The 20,914-nt window shown below is 38.0% G+C and carries 11 protein-coding genes; 5 read left to right on the forward strand and 6 right to left on the reverse strand.

The features are described from left to right. The 5 genes from FW781_RS04280 (at position 1) to FW781_RS04300 (ending at position 8,783) form a co-directional block, all read left to right on the forward strand. Positions 1-3,564, forward strand: coding sequence for a DUF4450 domain-containing protein (locus FW781_RS04280; RefSeq protein WP_149386275.1), 3,564 nt, complete (start codon positions 1-3; stop codon positions 3,562-3,564). A gap of 6 nt (positions 3,565-3,570) precedes the next feature. Further along, positions 3,571-5,709, forward strand: a complete 2,139-nt coding sequence (locus tag FW781_RS04285) for a hypothetical protein (protein ID WP_149386276.1) — start codon at positions 3,571-3,573, stop codon at positions 5,707-5,709. 184 nt (positions 5,710-5,893) lie between these two features. Continuing rightward, positions 5,894-6,982, forward strand: coding sequence for a glycoside hydrolase family protein (locus FW781_RS04290; RefSeq protein WP_149386277.1), 1,089 nt, complete (start codon positions 5,894-5,896; stop codon positions 6,980-6,982). Positions 6,983-7,206: 224 nt separating this feature from the next. Beyond that, entirely contained in the window at positions 7,207-8,253 is a 1,047-nt protein-coding gene (locus tag FW781_RS04295) for a GntR family transcriptional regulator (protein WP_149386278.1), read from the forward strand. An 86-nt stretch (positions 8,254-8,339) separates the two neighbouring features. Next, on the forward strand, positions 8,340-8,783 hold the full coding sequence (locus tag FW781_RS04300) for a nuclear transport factor 2 family protein (protein WP_149386279.1): 444 nt from the start codon (positions 8,340-8,342) through the stop codon (positions 8,781-8,783). Positions 8,784-8,976: 193 nt separating this feature from the next. Here the strand turns inward: FW781_RS04300 and FW781_RS04305 are convergent, their stop codons facing one another. The 6 genes from FW781_RS04305 to FW781_RS04330 all read right to left on the reverse strand — a co-directional run bounded on the left by FW781_RS04305 (position 8,977) and on the right by FW781_RS04330 (position 20,841). After that, entirely contained in the window at positions 8,977-10,125 is a 1,149-nt protein-coding gene (locus FW781_RS04305) for an alpha-hydroxy acid oxidase (protein ID WP_149386280.1), read from the reverse strand. Between the two features lie 3 nt (positions 10,126-10,128). After that, the gene (locus FW781_RS04310) at positions 10,129-11,514 is read right to left on the reverse strand and encodes an FGGY-family carbohydrate kinase (RefSeq protein WP_149386281.1); all 1,386 of its coding nucleotides are present in this window, start codon (positions 11,512-11,514) and stop codon (positions 10,129-10,131) included. Between the two features lie 341 nt (positions 11,515-11,855). Further along, a complete protein-coding gene (locus tag FW781_RS04315; protein WP_149386282.1) occupies positions 11,856-13,136 on the reverse strand; it encodes a sugar isomerase in 1,281 nt (426 codons plus the stop codon). 190 nt (positions 13,137-13,326) lie between these two features. After that, entirely contained in the window at positions 13,327-15,429 is a 2,103-nt protein-coding gene (locus tag FW781_RS04320) for a bifunctional aldolase/short-chain dehydrogenase (protein ID WP_149386283.1), read from the reverse strand. 275 nt (positions 15,430-15,704) lie between these two features. Continuing rightward, on the reverse strand, positions 15,705-17,783 hold the full coding sequence (locus tag FW781_RS04325) for a RagB/SusD family nutrient uptake outer membrane protein (protein WP_172625661.1): 2,079 nt from the start codon (positions 17,781-17,783) through the stop codon (positions 15,705-15,707). 19 nt (positions 17,784-17,802) lie between these two features. Continuing rightward, positions 17,803-20,841: a SusC/RagA family TonB-linked outer membrane protein gene (locus tag FW781_RS04330; protein WP_149386285.1), complete on the reverse strand. Its 3,039-nt coding sequence runs from the start codon at positions 20,839-20,841 to the stop codon at positions 17,803-17,805. Positions 20,842-20,914: the final 73 nt, after the last annotated feature.

Genomic DNA, 20,914 nt, shown 5'->3' on the forward strand with positions numbered 1-20,914 from the left:
ATGCAAAAAAAATCCATTTTAGCGGGCTTTATCATTTTATCTGCATACTCACATTCTTTTTCTCAATCCAGACACTGGCAAAACAATGAAAGAGAGCTGCATTATAAAGAAGACAAAGGCGATTTTTTACTGGTTAACGGAAAATATCGCTTCAACCGAGCTTTGTATGGCAACAACCGCGCCTCAAGAGTAGAAGCAGGAGATTTGCCGGAGTTTGCGCTGTATCTTCCCGGAATGGGAGGTAATCTTCAGTTTGTTATTCAGAAAGGAGATTCAATTAAAAAATTAATTCAGGCTGATACCATTGAAACCCGTTACCGTCCGGGCATGATGTTGTATACCATTAAAGATCCGATTCTTGGAAATGGAAATTTAAAGCTGATAGTTTTGGCGCAATCTAAAGAAGAAGGCCTGATTTTAAAAATGGAGACAGAAAATATAGATCCTTCAACAAAAATCTATGCAGTTTATGGTGGAGCAAGCGGAAAAACATTCAGCAGAAACGGCGACATCGGCGCAGACCCGGAATCAGGTTTTTATTTGCTTCCGGAATACTGTGAAGACAACCAGTTTCAAATCAATAAAGGTCAATTTGAGCTTACTTATTTAAACAAGAAAAAAGAAAACCAATTGATCAGCGGAAGTTTTTCAAACACCCATTCATTACAATTAACCGATGCGAAAACGTTGGAAAAATTATCTGATTTCACACAAAATAAAGCAGAAAAATCTCCGGTCATTTACGCAACATATTCAACACAAAAAAATCCGGTATATATTCAGATTAAAAAAGGAAAATCAGATCAAAGCTTTTCAGACAAACATCTTGCGGATATTTTCAATGAAGCCGAACAATCACGGTTATCATTAATCAACCGTATCCAATTAAAAACTCCGGATTCGGATTTAAATAACTTTGGAGCTACTCTTGCCGTCGCCGCAGATGGTATTTGGGAAAGCCCGACATTTCTTCATGGCGCAGTTGCCTGGAGGATGAGGCTAAATGCCTGGCGGGGAGCTTATGCAGCGGATGTTCTCAGTTGGCACGACCGTGCAAAAGAACACTTTGAAAGCTATTCCAATTCTCAGGTTTTAAACCCGGATTCAGCACCCGTTGAGATGGATACACTTTTACATCTGGCAAGACACAAAGAAGAAATGGGAACTTCAGTATTCTCAAGCGGATATATTTCCAGAAATCCCAATGACAATTCAAAACCTCATCATTATGACATGAATCTGGTTTTCTTTGACCAGCTATTTTCTCATTTTAACTATACAGGAGATGTGGACTTTTTAAAGAAAATGTGGCCTACAATGGTTCGTCACATGGATTGGGAAAAACGAAATTTCAAACGGGGAGACCTTTACGATGCGTATGCTGCAATCTGGGCGAGTGATGCCTTGCAGTATTCGGGTGGAAAGGTAACCCACACTTCTGCCTACAATTACAGAGCCAACCGTGAAATGGCAAAACTGGCGAAAATCATTGGCGAAGATTCCACTCCGTACGAAAAAGTAGCTGAATCCATTTTGAAAGCTATGAAAAACGAGCTTTGGATTAAAAACAAAGGGTATTTTGCTGAATATAAAGACGCTTTGGGGAATCATATTCTTCATGACAAGCCCGGAATATGGTCAGTTTATCATGTTTCGGATGCTTATATTTTAAATGAGTTTGAAGATTATCAGAACACACAGTACATTAACAATCATATTCCGAAGATTCCTATAACAGTAAAAGGGGAAATTAATAAAGATTATTACACCCTTTCCACCACCAGCTGGCAGCCATATGATTGGTCGATCAACAATGTGGCGCTGGCAGAGAATTTACAAACAGCTTTAGCATATTGGCAGGCAGGAAGAAATGAGGAGGCCTATCGACTTTGGAAGGGCAATCTGGCCGAAAGTATGTATTACGGAATCAGTCCTGGGAATTTTGAGCAACTATCCCACTATGATGCTTTTCGGGGAGAATTGTACCGTGATTTTGCCGATCCTATTGGTGTGGCTGCAAGAACTTTAACGGAAGGGCTCTTCGGAATTTATCCCAAATTATTAGAAAATAAAATCAATATAAAACCAGGGTTTCCCAAAGACTGGAATTTTGCAGAGCTAAAGCTTCAGGATTGGGAATTTAAGTTTAACCGAAATTCAAAAAAAACGAGTTATTGGTTTAAATCAAATTATGCAAATGCGGTTTCGCTTGATGTATTGATTCCTGTGAATCATACCAAAATAAGATCGGTAACCGTAAACGGTAAAAAAGTACAATTTGAAATACATCCAAATTCTATTTCACAGCCTTTTGTAAAGTTAAAAACAGAAAAAGGAAAAGAATTTGCCATTGAAATTTCGTATTCGGGAGATGAATTAAAAACGGAAAAGACAGATTATGTCGCTTATATTTCTGAAAACCTTCAACTCAATTTAGATCTAAAAAATAAGATCCAACAGGTTTATGATCCACAGGAATTAATAAAAATCCGAAACGGAAATCAGTTTGATCTGGTGAAAGAAGAAAGAAAAGGAACCTTTTTCGTGCAAGTCGAGCAAAACGGAACAACCTGGTGGCAACCTGTAAATGTTGACATCCGTTTTCCTTTAGAAATAAAATGGGCGAATAAAAAACTGCAAATTCAGTCTAGATCATCCAATACAATCAATGGAAAATTGAGTATTAATCACTTAAACACAACTTTTTCAATTCAAAAAAATCAAAATACTTCAATTGAAATTCCAGCAAATGTTTTAAACAGGGGAACCAACTTTATTCAGTTTGAATACAATGGAATCAAGCAAAATGTAGAAGTTACGGATTGGGAAATTGAAAATAAAGGCGCGTTCAACCCTGTTTCATTAGCCTCAGAATACAATGAGAGAGTAACCGGAATTTTCAATCAGAAATATCTTTCCCCAAGATTAAATGTCCCTACTCTACAGCTTCCCTGGCAGGGAATCGGGAACTGGTGTTATCCGCTGACCACGACTCAAATTGATGACAGCGGACTGATGAAAAAACGAAAAGACGGGAAACTTGAGTTTTTAGGAATTCCTTTTTTAATTAATAACGAAGAAAAGAACATTGTTTTTACAAGCCAGTGGGATAATTTTCCGGAATCGGTTGAAATTCCTGTTACAGGAAAAGGAAGAAAAATCTATTTTCTGATGGCAGGTTCTACCAATCCGATGCAGTCACAAATTACCAACGGAATAATTACGGTTCAGTATTCAGACGGTTCGTATACAGCACTAGAACTAAAAAATCCAGTGAACTGGTGGCCTATCGAGCAGGATCTTTTTGATGATAATTTTGCTTTCGAAATTCCTGATGATAAAATTCCGTACCGGGTACAGCTGAAAACCGGGGAATTGTACAAAGGGGGAAGTTTAACGAAATATTCAGAAATTAAAGGAGTAAGCAGCCGGGCTGTTGAAGGCGGCGCCGCAACCATTCTGGATCTGCCGATTGACCCAAGCAGAGAATTAAAATCAATAAAATTAACAGCAGTGAGCAACGATGTCGTTATCGGACTGATGAGTGCCACTATTCTTAAATAAAAAAATATGAGTAAAAAATTAGCAGTATATCTTGGAATTTTTCTGATAGGCTTTTCTTCATTAACTGCTCAGAAAATAGACCGGAAAAAAGTAGTGCAGCGTCACAATGTAGTCAACACAAAAGCCGACACCCTTTCTACTTTAACGGTTGGAAACGGAAAATTTGCTTACACAGTAGACATTACCGGAATGCAGTCGTTTCCTGAATATTACAAAAATGGAGTTTCCTTGGGAACTCAGTCGGAATGGGGCTGGAACAGCTTTCCAAATACTAAAGATTATACATTTGAGGAAACATTAAAAGCATATGATTTCAACAATGAAGGACGTAAAGCAATGTACAGTGTCCAACTCAAAGAACCTGAACGAAATAAAGGAGCCGTTGAGTATTTCAGAGCCAACAAACACCGTCTGCAATTAGGTAATATCGGTATTGAACTGCTTAAAAAAGATGGTCAGAAAGCAAATATTTCAGACCTTACCAACATTAATCAAAAAATTGATCTTTGGACAGGAATTATAAAAAGTGAATTTTCACTGGACGGAATCCCTGTAAAAGTCTGGACAGCTTCTTTTCAGAATTCTGATAAAATCGGAGTTAAAATTGAGTCTGATTTAATTACTCAAAACAGGTTAAAAGTTTTCGCACGCTACCCTTCTCCTACCGGACAGTTTCTGGATGATGCAGCTTTTTATGGCAATGAAAACGATCATACGACAAGAATGGTTTCTTCCCAATCAACACAAGGCGTGATTTATCATAAGCTGCAGAGTACAGATTATTATACCCAGTTCTATTTTACGGAAGGAAAATTACGTGAAGCGGGAAAACATTATTTTGTGTTTGAACCGTCTTCAAAAAACAACAAAATAGAATTAAGCGTTGAATTTTCAGCTAAAAACCCGAAAAGCGGAAAAACGCTATTTGCTGATGCAGAAAAAGAAAGTGTTTCAGGATGGGAATCTTTCTGGAAAAGCGGTGCAGCAGTTGACTTTGAAGGAAGTAAAGACCCCAGAGCAAACGAACTGGAACGTAGGATTGTTCTGTCAGAATATTTAACTAAAGTGCAATGTGGAGGAAGCAATCCGCCACAGGAAACAGGATTAACCTTCAACAGCTGGTACGGAAAGCCACATACAGAAATGCATTGGTGGCATGGTGTTCACTACGCTTTGTGGGGAAGACCTGACATTTTAGAAAAACAGCTGGATTATTATTTCAGGACTTTTGAAAAAGCAAAAAAATTAGCAGAAAGACAAGGCTACAAAGGGGTAAGATGGATTAAAATGTCTGATAATGAAGGAAATGAAAGCCCATCTTCTGTGGCTGCATTCCTGATCTGGGAACAGCCGCATATCATCTATATGACCGAACTTCTGTACCGCAATAAACAGGACAAAAAAGTGTTGGAAAAATATAAAGACCTGATTTTTGCAACAGCCGATTTTATGGCAGATTATGCTCATTATGATAAAGAAAAAAACCGCTATAATCTCGGAAAAGGCGTTATTCCGGCACAGGAAGTTTTCCCTGCAAAAGATACCTACAATCCCACTTATGAAGTGGCTTATTGGGACTGGGCGTTAAAAGTTGCGCAACAATGGAAGGAAAGATTGGGGCAGCCGAGAGATAAAAAATGGGATGAGGTTATTGCAAAATTGGCCCCGCTTCCGGTTCAGGATGGCGTTTATTTGTCAACCGAATCCGCAAAAGATTCTTTCACTTTTCCAAAATGGATGACCGATCATCCCGCCGTTCTGGGAGCGTTAGGAATGGTTCCAGAATCCCCGAAACTGGATAAAAAAATCATGAAAAATACACTGGATATTGTTTGGGAAAGATGGAACTGGGAACACACCTGGGGCTGGGACTTCCCGATGACAGCCATGAATGCTGCAAGACTGGGGCTTCCGGATAAAGCTCTGGATGCTCTTTTCATGAATATTCAGACTAATACCTATCTTAAAAACGGCCATAATTTCCAGGATAAACGTCTCCGTATTTATCTTCCCGGAAACGGAGGAATTTTAACGGCTGTTGCCATGATGCTCGAAGGCTGGGATAATTCCAAAGGCGAATTTCCTGGCTTTCCAAAAGACGGTTCATGGAAAATAAAAGCAGAAGGTTTTAAAAAGATGCCTTAAATTTCATATTCATATAGTAATAGTTAGAGTCTGCCTTAAGGCAGGCTTTTTTATGTCCTGATCTTAATTTTTTCAAATCCAAAACCTAATAACAAAGATAGATAAGGTATGATTAAATAGTTCACCGAAAGTACAGGACAGTCTGCTGATATGTTTATGCTAAATTAGCCGTAAATCAGATGAGATGAACAAGCCCAGACACTTTACACGGAGAGACTTTTTACAGACCTCAGCGCTTGGAATCACAGCCGGGATTCTGGGACTGTCTTTTACAGGTTTATCTTCAGACAAACCTTATTTCAGCTTAAAACCAATCGGACGGACCTTTTCATTGGAGAACTATTATATTTGGTGTAATTCTCCGATTTGGGGCGAAGACGGTAAGATTCATCTTTTTTATTCCAGATGGAGAAAAGAAAAAGGAATGGGCGGCTGGCTCAACGGCTCTGAGATCTGCCGGGCAGAAGCAGATTCCCCCTATGACGAATTCAAACATAAACAAGTTATTCTTACTCCCAGAGGCGGCGAATTCTGGGATGCCACCACCTGTCATAATCCTTTAATTACCAAAGTGGCAGACCAGTATTATCTTTTCTTCATGGGTAACCAAAACGGAAAAACAAATACCAAAAGAATAGGGCTTGCCACGTCAAAAAATCTTGACGGGGATTGGGTAAGACCGGAAAAACCTCTGCTTCTTCCCGGAGAAAAAGGCGCATGGGACGACCACTGTACTACCAACCCTGCTTTTATAAAAGGAAATGATGGCAAATTCTGGCTTTTTTATAAATCCTGGAATACTGAAGAATACGAAAATCAGAAAGGTCCGGTAAGAGGAAACCGGAAATATGGACTGGCAAAGGCTGATCATCCTTCAGGTCCTTATGAAAAGATAAAGGATAATCCTGTCATTGATTTTTCATTGCAGCCTGACAATGCCCAGCTGGAAGATGCTTTTATCTGGAAACAACATGGAAAGTTCCATATAGTGGCCCGTGATATGGGATTCTTTAACCATGAATACGGTTTACATTTAACTTCCAGGGACGGTCTTAACTGGTCCAAACCGAAAATCGCTTACCTTGATATGAAAAGTTATGTTAAGGAGCCTGCTCCACCCAGTTATTTAAAACGATTCGGGAGATTGGAACGTCCCATGATTTTAATGGATAAGGACGGTAAGACTCCTAAATTCCTGTTCGGGGCAACACAGGGAGGAAAGTTTGAAACTTCTACATCTTTTGTTTTTGAAATAGCAGACACTACAATTTAAATTCTATTCCTTTTTGTTTTTTTACTCCCACACTAAAGTATACTATTAATTTTTTTACATGTTATGCCTAACTTTGTATACTAAAATTCTATTTTTCCGTTATAATTTATAGCAGAACCATTGCAATTACAATTAATATTATAAATATTTGTAACTTGCCTTGCACCGTTCGTTAACCTTTGAATTATTCTTTAAACTGAAATAAACATCTCCTATCCAACATCATGGCAGAAACATTTGAAATAATAATCAATGAGCATTCCAGAGTTCCTAAATATAAACAGATTGTGGATTCTATTCTTAATGGAATTGATAGCGGAGAGATTAAGATTGGTGAAAAAATCCCTTCCATAAACGAACTCAGCGAGTCTTGCTTTCTTTCAAGAGATACTGTAGAAAAAGCGTATAAAGAACTCCGAAAAAGACAAATCATCGAATCTGTAAAGGGAAAAGGGTATTATATCTCACGGATTAATAAAAACGACGTGATCAACATTTTCTTCCTGATCAACAAACCAAGTACTTATAAAATGATGATTTATAATTATTTCGTCAATGCAATCGGTACCAAAGGCAATGTTGAAATGTATATTTACCATTGTGACGAAACACTTTTCATTAATTCCTTAAAAAAGAATCTGGGCGGATTTGATTATTACGTGATCATGCCTCATTTCCGTGATGAGCAGTCTAAACATACCAGTTCCACACAGCAGGTTTTAGATATGATTGAACAAATCCCGAAAAACAAACTCTTGCTGTTAGACAATACCAAGCCTAATATTTCCGGAGAATACGGCTCTATTTTTCAGGATTTCGAGCATGATATTTATAATGCGTTAAAGGAAGGCTTAGACAAGATACAGAAATATGAAAAGATAATTTTAGTGTATCCCGATAAATCCATTCACCCCTATCCTTTCCGTATTGTACGTGGTTTTGAGAAGTTTTGTAAGGATTTTAAACTGGATTATGAAATTCTTGACGAAATTTATCCCGATATGGAATTACAGGATAAAGATATTTTCATCACAATTCGGGAACGGGATCTGGTGAACCTGGTTAAGCAAATCAGGCAGAAAAATCTTGAACTGGGCAAAGACATCGGAATTATTTCCTATAATGAAACGCCTCTTAAAGAACTGCTGGGAATTACGGTAATTACCACAGATTTTAAAGCTATGGGAGAATCTGCTGCTTATATGATTCTGAAAAATAAAAAAGAATCTGTGAATAACGTCTTTAAATTTATCCAGAGAGATTCTTTATAAATAATTATGCAATCGATTACATAAATTATACTTTCGAATTTAGAACAAAAACACTTTTAAATACTATCAAAATATATTATTCAATTATGATTAAAAAATTAATTTTTGCCATTGGTTTTATGATGGCAGTAAGTGTTTCAGCGCAGAAAACAAGTGATAAGGACGCTGTAAATGCTGCTGCCGAAAAGCTAAGATCAGCAATGATAAGCGGTGAAAAATCTGATTTAGAATCTTTGATCCTGCCGGAATTAACTTACGGACATTCAGGAGGCCATATTGATGACGCCAAGGAGTTTGTAGAAAAACTGGTCAGCAAAAAGTCTGATTTTGTAACGATTGATATTACGAATCAAACTGTAAGTATTGTTGGAAATACCGCCATTGTCCGTCATCATTTTTATGCAACAACGGCTGATGCAGGAAAAGCGCCGGGAGATGTGACACTGGATATCTTATTGGTTTGGGTAAAAGTGAAAAATGGCTGGAAGCTATTGGCCAGACAGGCGGTAAAATCGGAAAAGAAGAAATAAGTTTTCAGATTATAATAAAAAAAATTCGCAAGGTTGTTTTTGCGAATTTTTATTTTGAAGCTGTTTATGTTTAAAATATTTTGAAAACAGAAAACAGAATTGTAAATGCTGACTAAAATCAATAAGAATCTGTTTACAATGAAAAACGGGCTAAAGCCCGCTCCAATTGAATATTAATATAACCTTAAAGATTTTATTTCACTCTGAAATTTTGCAAATCTTCCGGTTTTTCACAGCAAACCTGTTCCATCACCTGTCTGAACTGCATTTTTAGCATTTCAATAATATGATCACCACCTTTATCCCCTAAAGCTCCCACTGCATACATGAAAGTTCTTCCCATAAAGGTAAATTCAGCACCACAACTTAAAGCACGGGCAACATCCGGACCTGTTCTTACACCACTGTCCATCATAATTTTAATCTGACCTTTATATTTTTCGCTGATCTCCTTCACTACAGCAATCGTAGATTCACCTGCATCAAGCTGCCTTCCTCCATGATTGGAAATAATCATTCCATCAAAACCTAAACGAACTGCTTCTGCCGCATCTTCGTCTGAAGCAACACCTTTAATGACTAATTTCCCTTTCCATTTGTCACGGATCGCCTTGATTCTGTCCGAATTCAATCTGCCGGAAAATGTAGAGTTCATAAACTGGCCCAGCTGTTTTACATTCATGTTTTTATCCATATACTTATTCATCGTTGCAAAACTCGGAACACCGTGTTTCAGCATCTCTAAACACCATTGCGGCTTTACCAAAGCCTGGGAAACGTTTCTGAAATTAATTTGAGGCGGCATTGATAAGCCGTTTCTTATTTCTTTTGCTCTGTATCCAAAAGTCGGGACATCAGCTAAAATAACGAGTACATCATATCCGGAAGCTTCACAACGGTCGAGAATATCATCGCGCAGCCATTCTTCTCTCGGATGGTATAACTGATACCAGGCTTTTCCCTCTGTTAATTCAGAAATTCTTTCAAGACTGCTTGTTGTCACTGTACTTAATATGAAGGGAATATTATGCTTAAAAGCTGCTTTTGCTAAAATTTCGGGTGCATTGGGCCACATTAATCCCTGTAACCCAACAGGAGAAACCCCGAAAGGCGCGGAATATTTTACTCCGAATAATTCAGTTTCCATGTTGGTTTCGCTGTAATTATTCAGATAACGCGGGCGAAGAAGAACTTCTCTTAGTTCGTTCGTATTTCTGTCCCGGTTTATGTTTTCATTACAACCGCCATCCAGATATTCGAAAGCGAAACGGGGCATTCTTTTTTTTGCCTTTTCGATTAAAAGTTCAAGCGAAGCGTAACGGGTGTCAAATGGAAATGCCATGTTTTATAAATTAAGAATTAACGGTTGAAGCACTTTCATCTGATAATGCTGCTGTAAAAAAGTTTCGTCTATTTTTTTGTTCGAAATCACCATGGAGGCTCCCAATGCAGAACCCAGCGGAGAATGGGTAGACATCACATTGTAATGCTGAAAATGGTGAGACATGAGCTTCATAAACACATCATTATCAGTGAATCCGCCATCGATATAAATGTTTTCGATATCCGAATTCCCGATCGCATTCTTGATGGTATGAATCTGTAAATCCATCAGTTCTATCATTAATTGATGATATGCTTCTTCAAAAGTAGCAAATGATTTTAAATCTGTCTCACTGATCATTTTTCGTTTTAAAATAATTCCTTCAAAGCGAAAATAGATGTTTTTATTTTTCATTAAGCGCAAATACAGATCCTGATCAAACTGTACTTCTCTGTGGAAACCATATTCTTTTCCATAATAAGCGCATAATTTTTCAACCTGAATTTTATATTCATTTCCCATGAAAAAACGGGATGCTTTTACGCGTTTCCCATCAATCCGCATATAATTCAGGCAATTATTTTCGATATCTTCATCAGTAAGACTTTCATCGTTAAAAGGGTTTAACGAAATACTCCAGGTTCCTGTTGAAAGCAATAAAAATGGCTCTTTTTTGCTTAAAATATAAGGCAGTAATGCTGAAGAACTGTCGTGAATCCCAACACCTATTTTAATTTTTTTATTTCTGTAAGAAGTATTGATACTCGCAGAAGTAGGCACAATTGGAGGTAATAAAGCATCTATTTCTTCTTCATACACCCAGTCGTGATAATCCGCTTTGTCGTAATCCCACAAATTGGTGTGACAGCCTATCGAAGTAAACTCCGACACACAAATTCCGGTAAACAAATATGATAAATACTGAGGTAAATGAAGGCTGTAACGGATTTTTCTGAATATTTCCGGATGCTTATATTTCAGCCAGAATAACTGCAGGCCTGAATTAAGCATTCCTGCCTGAGGTGATGCTGTTTCGCGGGCAATTTTCAGTTTGCTGCCATGTTTTTCATAAAATAAATCAAGAATTTCCTGATCCATTGGTTTGGTGTAATTGTATAGTGGAGTCAGAACATTTCCTTTCTGATCCAGATGCACAAAACTCGCTCCATAGGTGGAAAAATTGATGGCTTTTACTTCATATTCTTCATTATCAAGAATGGCATTAAAATTATCTTTTATCCAATTTTGTAAGGCTGCAAGGTCTTCCGAAGGATAATCATCCTCATCAGTAGTGAGCGGTAATTCTGTATATTCCCGAACAACTTCTTTATAATTCTTATCGAATAAAAAGAACTTTTTATTGGTTTTTCCAATATCAAATACAATGGTTACCTTTTTTTTAGACATTCCTGGGATGAATTTTTATTTTTTGTCATTGCGAGGAGCGAAGCAGCAAAGCAATCTATTTTTTAAACGCTGAGTTCACAATATTTTATTTGACTACTAACCGTTTTAAGTTTGCAAAGGCTTTTTACTCAACAAAGTATACTAATTTGTTTTAAACACCATTAAGGAGTGTTCAGATATTAAGATTATCAGAAAAAATCCACTAATTTCTTTAAGCAATATTACTTAAAAACCCAATAATCTAAACACTTTCAACCTTAATGATAAAAATATAAGGATACATATAATAATAACTTTCGATTGCACTCAAAAGTTGAAATTATCAGTTTTAAAACAGGGTTTTATAATCCCGTTGCTTTGGTTTCTAAACCTCTTTCAGCAATTAAATTTTCTCTTACCTTTAAACTTCTGTAAGCTGCAATCGGATCTAAAGCGGCTCCTGCCTGCAGTCTTGCAGCCCTTAATAAAGGACGAACATCTGTTCTGTAGGCGTTTTGCAAAATATCCTGTGCACCAACGACATCGTTGTTTAACTGTGCTGTTTTTAATGCTTTCTGATCAACCAGAAGTGCCTGTGCATAAGCAATTAAAATAGCTTCCAGAGACTGTAATAAATCTTCCAGTGGATCTTTAATGTTATGACTTGCATCAATCATCCAGGCCGGATAAGGGTTTTGAGGATTGTTTTCCATACCGTATACCAATTCATTGAAAATCAAGAACAAGGCATAAGGCTTAATGGAACCTACCGTTAAATCATCATCACCATATTTGCTGTCGTTGAAATGAAAACCTCCTAATTTTCCTTTGTACATAAGGGTTGCAACAATCTGTTCAATATTAGTATTCGGTAAATGATGACCTAAATCTACCAGTGTGTAAGCTCTTTCACCACAAGCATTGGCTAACATAAACGAAGTTCCCCAATCCTGAATTGTGGTTGAATAAAAATTCGGTTCGTAAGGTTTATATTCAATGAAAAGTTTCCAGTCTTCAGGCATTCCTGCGTAAATTTCTTTTAAACTTTTTTCAGTGTTTGACAATGCGGTCTGAAAATTCAATTGTCCCGGAAAACTTGCTCCGTCCGCCAGCCAAACCGTTAAACTTTTTGAATCTAATTCTTTTCCGATCCTGATCACTTCTTTGTTGTGTTCCACGGCATAGGCTCTTGAATCTTCATTCACAGCATTCAGAGAACCGAATTTATAAGAGTGCTCAGCTCCTGCCTGATCCTGGAATGTGTTGGAATTCATGGCATCAAAAACAAGTCCGTGGGAGGCAGCTATTTCTTTAATGGCTTTCACATCAGTTGGAATATCCCAAGGAATATGTAATGAAACAGCTCCTGCAGAATGTGTTAAAGCATGAATTAAACCTACATCATCCAATTTTTGCTCTAAAGAAGAAGGTTCGCCGCCATAGGAAAATCTTCCAAAACGGGTTCCTCCCGCTCCTAAAGCCCAGCTCGGAATAGCCACCTGGAAATCAGCAATTTTGTTGACAATTTCAGCAACATTGGCTCCTGATCTCGTTAATTTATTTTGTAGAAAATCAAAATCTGTCGTAAAGTTTTCAATTTCTGGTTTATTATATTGTTCAATGATATCTTTTCCTATAATCATGCTTTGATTTTTTGAATTGATTTTTACCACAAAACTCACAAAAGCTTTTGATAATTTAAAGCTTAAATTATTGAAAACAAAAGTTCAAAAAGAAGGATGAAATCAAAGATTTTAAACCTTTTTGCTCTTTTCTAAATTTGCTTGAATCAATAATAAACTTTTGTGACTTCTGTGGTTAGATTTTAAAATTTTATCTTGGGAAAGCATTTGCCATTCCTCCGTCTACATTGATGATGTTTCCTGTGGTTTTATCTAAGATGGCAACGCACGCAAAAACTCCGTTTGCAATGTCTTCAGGAAGGATAATTTCGTTTAATAAATTTCTTTTTGCATAAAATGCCGGCAGTTCTTCAACAGAAATTCCGTTGGCTTTTGCACGTCCTTCTGCCCAGGCTCCTTCCCAGATTTTACTTCCTACAATTACCCCGTCAGGATTTACAACATTTACTCGGATTTTATCTGTTGCCAATTCTGCTGCCAGTAATCTTGTCATATGCTGTTGAGCGGCTTTTGCAGTTCCGTATGCCACGTTATTCGGGCCGGCAACCAATCCGTTTTTACTTGCGATGTTAACAATATCTCCTCCTAAGCCTTGCTTTTTCATGATTTCCACCCCATTTTTCACCATCAAAAACTGACCTTTTACCAAAACATCTTCCAGTAAATCCCAGTCTTTTGTAGTGGTATCTTCCAATGATTTGGAAATCGCTAAGCCAGCAGAATGAACAATGATATCTACTCCACCGAACGCTAAAACTGTGTCTTTAAAAGCATTAGCAATAGCCTCTTCATTAGTCACATCACAAGTAACCGCTACAGCCTGATCTTTGCTGTATTTTTCTGTAACAGAATCTAAAGTTTCCTGATTCAGGTCTGTAAAAACAACAACAGCACCTTCCTGAACCATTTTGTCTGCAATAGCCTGTCCGATTCCGCCTCCGGCTCCTGTAACAACAGCAATTTTTCTTGACAATGGCTTTTCTTTAGGCATTCTTTGAAGCTTAGCTTCTTCAAGCAACCAATATTCAATATCAAAAGCTTCCTGTCTTGGTAATGAAGTGTATTCTGAAATAGCTTCTGCTCCGCGCATTACGTTGATTGCATTGACGTAAAATTCGCTTGCCACACGGGTTGTCTGCTTATCTTTTGAGAAACTGAACATTCCTACTCCCGGATAAATGATGATCACCGGATTCGGATCACGCATTGCAGGGCTGTTCGGGTGTTTACAGGTTTCATAATATTCTTTGTACTCCTGTCTGTACTGTTCGAAAAGAGGAGTTAGTTTTTCTAAAACAGCTTTAGCATCGCTTACATCTTCATTTTTATCTAAAGTTAAAACTAACGGCTGAATCTTAGTTCTTAAGAAATGATCCGGACAAGAAGTTCCTAGTGGTGCCAAACGCTCCAAATCATTGCTGTTGATGTATTCCAAAACCACATCGCTGTCTGTGAAGTGCCCCACCATTCTGCTTTCGGAAGAAGCCAGGCCACGTAATAACGGCATCAGCTGAGCTGCTTTATTCTTACGCTCATCAGCAGGAAGAGATTCAACTTTCTGTCCACCGAAAACCTGTCCTTTTTCTCTAATTTTTTCAGCAATATATTCAGAAGCTCTTTCGATAACTTCCAAACTGTTGATGTAGCATTCGTAAGAAGTATCTCCCCAGGTAAATAATCCGTGGCTTCCTAAAACAATTCCTCTGATCCCAGGGTTATCATTTAAACATTTTTCCAATTGTAATCCTAAGTCGAAACCCGGGCGCTGCCATGGAACCCAGCCCATTGTATCGCCCCAGATTTCCTTTGTGATTTTTTCACTGTCTTTTGCGGCCGCTACTGCAATTAAAGCATCCGGATGAAGGTGATCAATATGTTTGAATGGAAGTAAACCGTGTAAAGGTGTATCAATAGAAGGAGCTTTGCTTTCCAGGTCAAAAATACAGTGATTGAATAAGCCCACCATTCTGTCTTCATCTGCTAAGCCCTGGTACACATTTTTCAGGTTTCTCAATCTTTCTGTGTATAATCCGGCAATTCCTTTTCTTGTTAGTGTTCCGATGTCACCGCCCGAGCCTTTTACCCACATCACCTCAACTTCTTCGTTAGTTAACGGGTCTTTTTCAATGGTTTTGCAGCTTGTGTTACCCCCTCCGTAATTGGTAATTCTTAAATCTGCCCCTAATATATTTGAGCGGTATAAAAATAAAGCTACCTGATCATTTCCGAAAGATGCAGCTTTGTTTTCGTCCCATAAATAGTCTACGTATTTGAATGTTTTTACTTTTTCCATTGGTTTACTTATATTTCTGAATTTCTATCCAAAATTAGACTGTAATATTTTTTACAGCATCCCGTACTATACTGGTAAATACTGTATTTAAAGATAAATTAACATTTGAATCTTTGCCAGTCAATTCATCTTTATAAAACAATCCGGCTGAGGATATTTATAATTAATATTTTGTGATTAAAAATGTTGGTTGAAAAATTTAACCATTAATAAAATGTCAGCAGTCAGAAATTCATTTAGTTAATAGTTAAAATATACTTTAAGTGTTAATCTGATTAGTATCCGGGAAGCTGAGACAGATTTGGATTATCAACCAACGGATGACCTGCCGACTGTGCGGCAAAAGGCAATAATTCTGTTTTATTGGGTACAAATCCGTAGAAAAGACCATCTCCTCCACCTTCAATCCAGTTCGGATATACTCCTCCGTTTTCGGCTGAACCGGTTGGTTTGGTATAGATGATATTACCGATCTGAAGCTGGCCTGCAGCAGCTCCTATGAATCCGGCTGTCCTTTTTGCATTGCTGTTAAATGTACTGTTATAAGCCTGGAACATATTCGCAGGATACCATTTGTCATCTATTGTAGTGGTTTGTCCGTGTGCTACTGCAATACCTCTTAATGCTGTCTGGTAATTCGCGAAACCTGTAGAACTCGTCGGAACATTAGTGATTACTGCCATTTCTGCAGGGTCTGTAATATCAATATATTTCAATGCTAAAAACGGATCACCATAAATCTGCGCATTTTTTTCTAGTTTATAAAGTCTGTAAACAGGTGTATTGGCATAGGCTCCTGTTTTGTTTGACAAGTTTTTCATCGCCTGTTTTGTCGCTTCAATTTCACTTGCCAAACGATTCATACGGATCAGATCTGTACGAAGATTAAACTCTCCTGCAAATTCCCATTTACGCTCCTGAACAATAGCGGCTTCAAATGCCTGCTGACCAGACGGAGCCGGCACAGCACCTATTCCTGCACGGTTTCTTACCTGCATTAAAGCAGAAATTCCTGCAGCAGTAGGTCCTCCGTTTAGATAGTTTTGAGTTTCTGCATACATTAATAAAACATCTGCATATCTTAACACAGGAATATTTAAATTACGTGCATCAGCCGCCTGCGGAGCCACACACCACCCCATCCTGAATTTACCTGACAGGATGCAGGAAAATGTAGTTCCGGCATTCACCCAGGTGTCACTTGCATTACCATTATTTAAGAAATATACACTGTAAGAAGTACAAGAAACATCTCTGCGCGTATCTCCCTGATTAAAAGACAAATAATAGCTAGGAAGAATAAATTGTAATGCCTTTCTTGACCCGTACGTTCCCCCACGAGAACCTTCATTGGCATAGACTCCGAAAGCCGAATTTGTATTTGCCCCGTATTCCGCAACCTGCCAAAGAATTTCTGAGTTGGTCACTGAAAATTTTCTTTGACAGAAATTGAACCACAAGGCTTCAAAACCACTTTTGCCCCCCTGAGCCTGAACCAGAGAATTGGCGCCTCCGTTAATAACAGCAGCACAGGCATTATCCGCAATCTGATATAATTGTTGAATCCTACTGTTATCATTGCGACGCGACATCATGGCTCCGCTTCCTGTATTCAGGTCCCAACGAAGAGAGTATCCTGCTGCATACAGAGCAATTCTTGCCAATAGGGCATTGACTCCATGTTTTGTTAAACGTTCTGTTGTTGCATATCCGCTTTGCCCAAAACTTGGAATGTTTGCTACAGATTCCTGAAGATCAGCAATGATATGATCATAAATTTCGTCTCTTGAAGTACGTTTTGGATATAATGTATTCGGATCATTCGGATCCATCTCATCCAAAGGTTTAAAAACTGAAGGAACGTCTCCGTAAACACGAATTAAATTATAATAACAAAATGCACGGATGGCCTTAACTTCAGCCAATAAAGCATCACGTTTTGGGCTTGCTTCCATTTTGCTTAATCCGCTGACTGCAATATTGGTTCTTTCAATAACTGCATACATCGCAGAGTAAATCCCCGTTACCGTATTAGGAGTATACGCATCATATTGATAGTTGGCAATATTATATTTGGAATTATTGGTAGAGCCATCTTCTGAAGAGTGGGTTACTGTATCTCCGGCTCCTAACTGATAATACATTTCAGTCGGAACAATACCTCTGTAACAGCCCAGAACAAACATTTCTGCAGTATCTATATTTTTAAATACGGATTCTGTATCCAATGAATTGTAAGCGGGTTGATCCAGAAAATCGTCACTGCATGAATTCATCGCTAAAACAGCAACGAAAATTGAGGGAAGAATGATTAATTTTCTTAAAAACACGGGAGTATTATATATATTTTTCATGATTTTAAATATTACATCATTAGAAAGTTAAATTAAGACCAAGAACATAGCTTCTTGAACGGGGATACGTAGAACTGTCGTACCCAGGTGTGACAGTCACCCCGCTTGCCGCAGAAACTTCAGGGTCATAACCTGAATAACCTGTAATCGTCGCCAAATTATTAACGGTAAAATAGATACGGGCATTAGACAGCATCACTTTATTCAAAAATTCTTTAGGAAAAGAATACCCCAATGTTACCTGGGCAATTCTCAGATAAGAACCGTTTTCTACATAGTATGATGATGGATAGGCAATATTTGAAGTGTTTGTATTGCTTAAGCTCCAAAGGCTTGAATCTTCGTTTGGATTCAGTTCTTTTAATCTTACTAAATTGGTTGTTGCCTGCCCCGTATTAGGATCAATCAAATGGTAATAATTGTTTCCGAATTCTGAAGGAACATTCTGGAACATTGCATATGGACTTAAACTTTGTTTAGTCGCATTATAAATATCATTCCCGACGCTAAATTTCATAAATACAGCCAGGTCAAAACCTTTGTAAGAGAAATTATTACTGATTCCCCCGATAAAGTCCGGAGTACCGTTACCGATCTTCTGCATTTTTCTTGTAAACTGATCTCCTGCTTCATTATCAGCAGCAAATTTCATATCACCCGGTTTAGGAGTTCCGGTTGCAGGTTTTACAACACCCGGCTTTAAGGTTAAAGATCCGTCCGGATTTTGGGTAAAATCGTCCGTAGTATAGACTCCCTGATAAACATACCCGTACATATCGCCCAGCTCTTCTCCTACCGTTGCATAGTAGGTCACCATTCCTGTTCTGCTGCCTCCAACACTAAACTGTCTGTCCTGTCTTCCGTCTTCAAGGGAAAGAACTTTAGATTTATTGAAAGAAATATTAAAATCTGTAGTCCATCTGAAGTTTTCTGATTTTAAATTCACTGTATTTAATGTGAATTCCATCCCTCTGTTTCTCATAGAGCCGATATTCTGATATTGTCTTGAATATCCTGAAGAAACGGGAAGTACACTTTCAAGCAGCATTTTGCTTACGTTATTATTGTACCATTCGGAAGTCAGTTTAATTCTGTTATTAAAAAAAGCGAGATCTACCCCAATATTGGTCGTTCTCAGTTCTTCCCACTGAAGGTCTCTGTTTCCCCAGTTTGTACTTGTAACGTATGCCGGATATCCCTGAGTATTATTTATTGGATAATCTGTAAGTAAGACATTGGTTCTCCACAGGTTATTAGCGACCCCATTATTACCGGTTACCCCATATTCAATTCTTAATTTAAAATCATTAACAATTTTATCGATCTTATGATCCTGCCAGAAATTTTCCTGGGAAACACGCCATGCACCCGCTACAGATGGAAAATATCCCCAGCGGGAACCTTCTGCAAATTTTGAAGAACCATCCGCACGTATTGTTCCTGTAATTAAATAACGATTATCATAATTATAATTCACACGGGCAAAATAGGAAAGTAAGCTCATGCTCGATCTGTCGGTATTTTTATCTGCCACCGTTGCATTGGCAATATCATCCAGTCCGAAATTAGGATATGGAAATTTGGTAAGCTTCATGCTGCTTCCTTCGGATTCTTCATACCAGATTTCGTTCCCGATTAAAGCATTTACTTTGTGTTTTTCACCAAAAGTTTTATTATAATTTAAAGTATTGGTGATCTGATAACGGAGTGTTTCTGCATTGGCAATACTTCCGTTGATTCCTGTATTGATAGGATCTGTAAGAAACGCACGGGAATTCCTGTCTGAAAATGATGTTGATTTGCTGTTGGTCCAGCTATATTGTCCGGCAGTTCTCCATGTGAAGTTTTTCAGGAAGTCAAATTCTACACCTGCGTTGGCTAGAAATGTTCTGGTACGCTTGTTTGAAGTTGAAGCCTGGGTTTCTATGTATGGATTTTCTGTATCAAAACCAGAATCCAAAGCTGAAAAATCCGGGAAGGTCTGAGTATTGAACAAACGGTCCTGAGTAAATAATGTACCTCCGGTAATAGGCTGGAGAAGAATTTTTTTCATTCCTGAATAAGCACCTCCACCGTTTACAGAATTGTTTGTAAACATGGTATTGAAATCTACTCTTACTCCTTTATACAATTCTGAATTGATATTGGCACGTAACGAATTTCTTGTCTCGCTGTAGTTTTGAAGCAATCCATCCTGTTTATTGTAATTATAACTGATGAATGCCTGTGTTTTATCATTTCCTACAGAAACATTTACATTGTGGTTTTGAGTTAACCCTGTTCCTCCCAGCATTTTTTCCTGCCAGTCTAATGCGGAAGCCGATCCATAGCGATTGGCAATTCTCTGATAGGCTTCAGAATAAAATCCCGGTGAATCAGTCCCCAGATTATTATCAAAAACATTACTCCATGCTGATGGCTTAGACTGAAGAACTCCCAATTCGTACTGATACTTTACATATTGTTCCACATTGGAGAGCATATCCAGTTTCTTTGAAAGCATATCAAATGACATGAAAGTATTGTAGGTGATAATTGTTTTTCCTTTTTTTCCGCTTTTAGTTTTAATAACAATAATACCGTTGGAACCGCGGGCTCCGTAAATGGCAATGGCAGAAGCTCCTTTCAGTACATCGATACTTTCAATATCATTAGGATTAATCACATTCAAAGCATTATCCAGTTGGAAACCGTCTACAATATACAGCGGATCGGAACTTTGCGTAATGGAAGAGCCCCCTCTGATTGTAACGTTGGCATTGGCTCCCGGAGCACCGCCGGCTGTCACGATATTAAGTCCTGATGCTCTTCCCTGCAGCGCCTGTAAAGCATTCATTGCCGGTGTAGCTGCCAAATCTTTTGCAGAAACTGAAGAAACAGATCCTGTTAAGTCTGACTTCTTAACTTTACCATAACCGATAACGACCACTTCCTCAATATCTTTTGTGTTTTTCACAGAATCATTTACCGCCTTTTGCCCCCAGACAAAACTTGTTGAAAGCATAAATGCCGGAAAGACGATTCGCTTTATATTTTTATGTTTAACTATTAAAGACATATCTTAATTTTTATGTTACCAAAATACACCGTTACAAAAACCCGGGCATCCTGCAATATCCTGTATTGAAATA

Source organism: Chryseobacterium panacisoli, assembly GCF_008274625.1.
Lineage (GTDB): Bacteria > Bacteroidota > Bacteroidia > Flavobacteriales > Weeksellaceae > Chryseobacterium > Chryseobacterium panacisoli.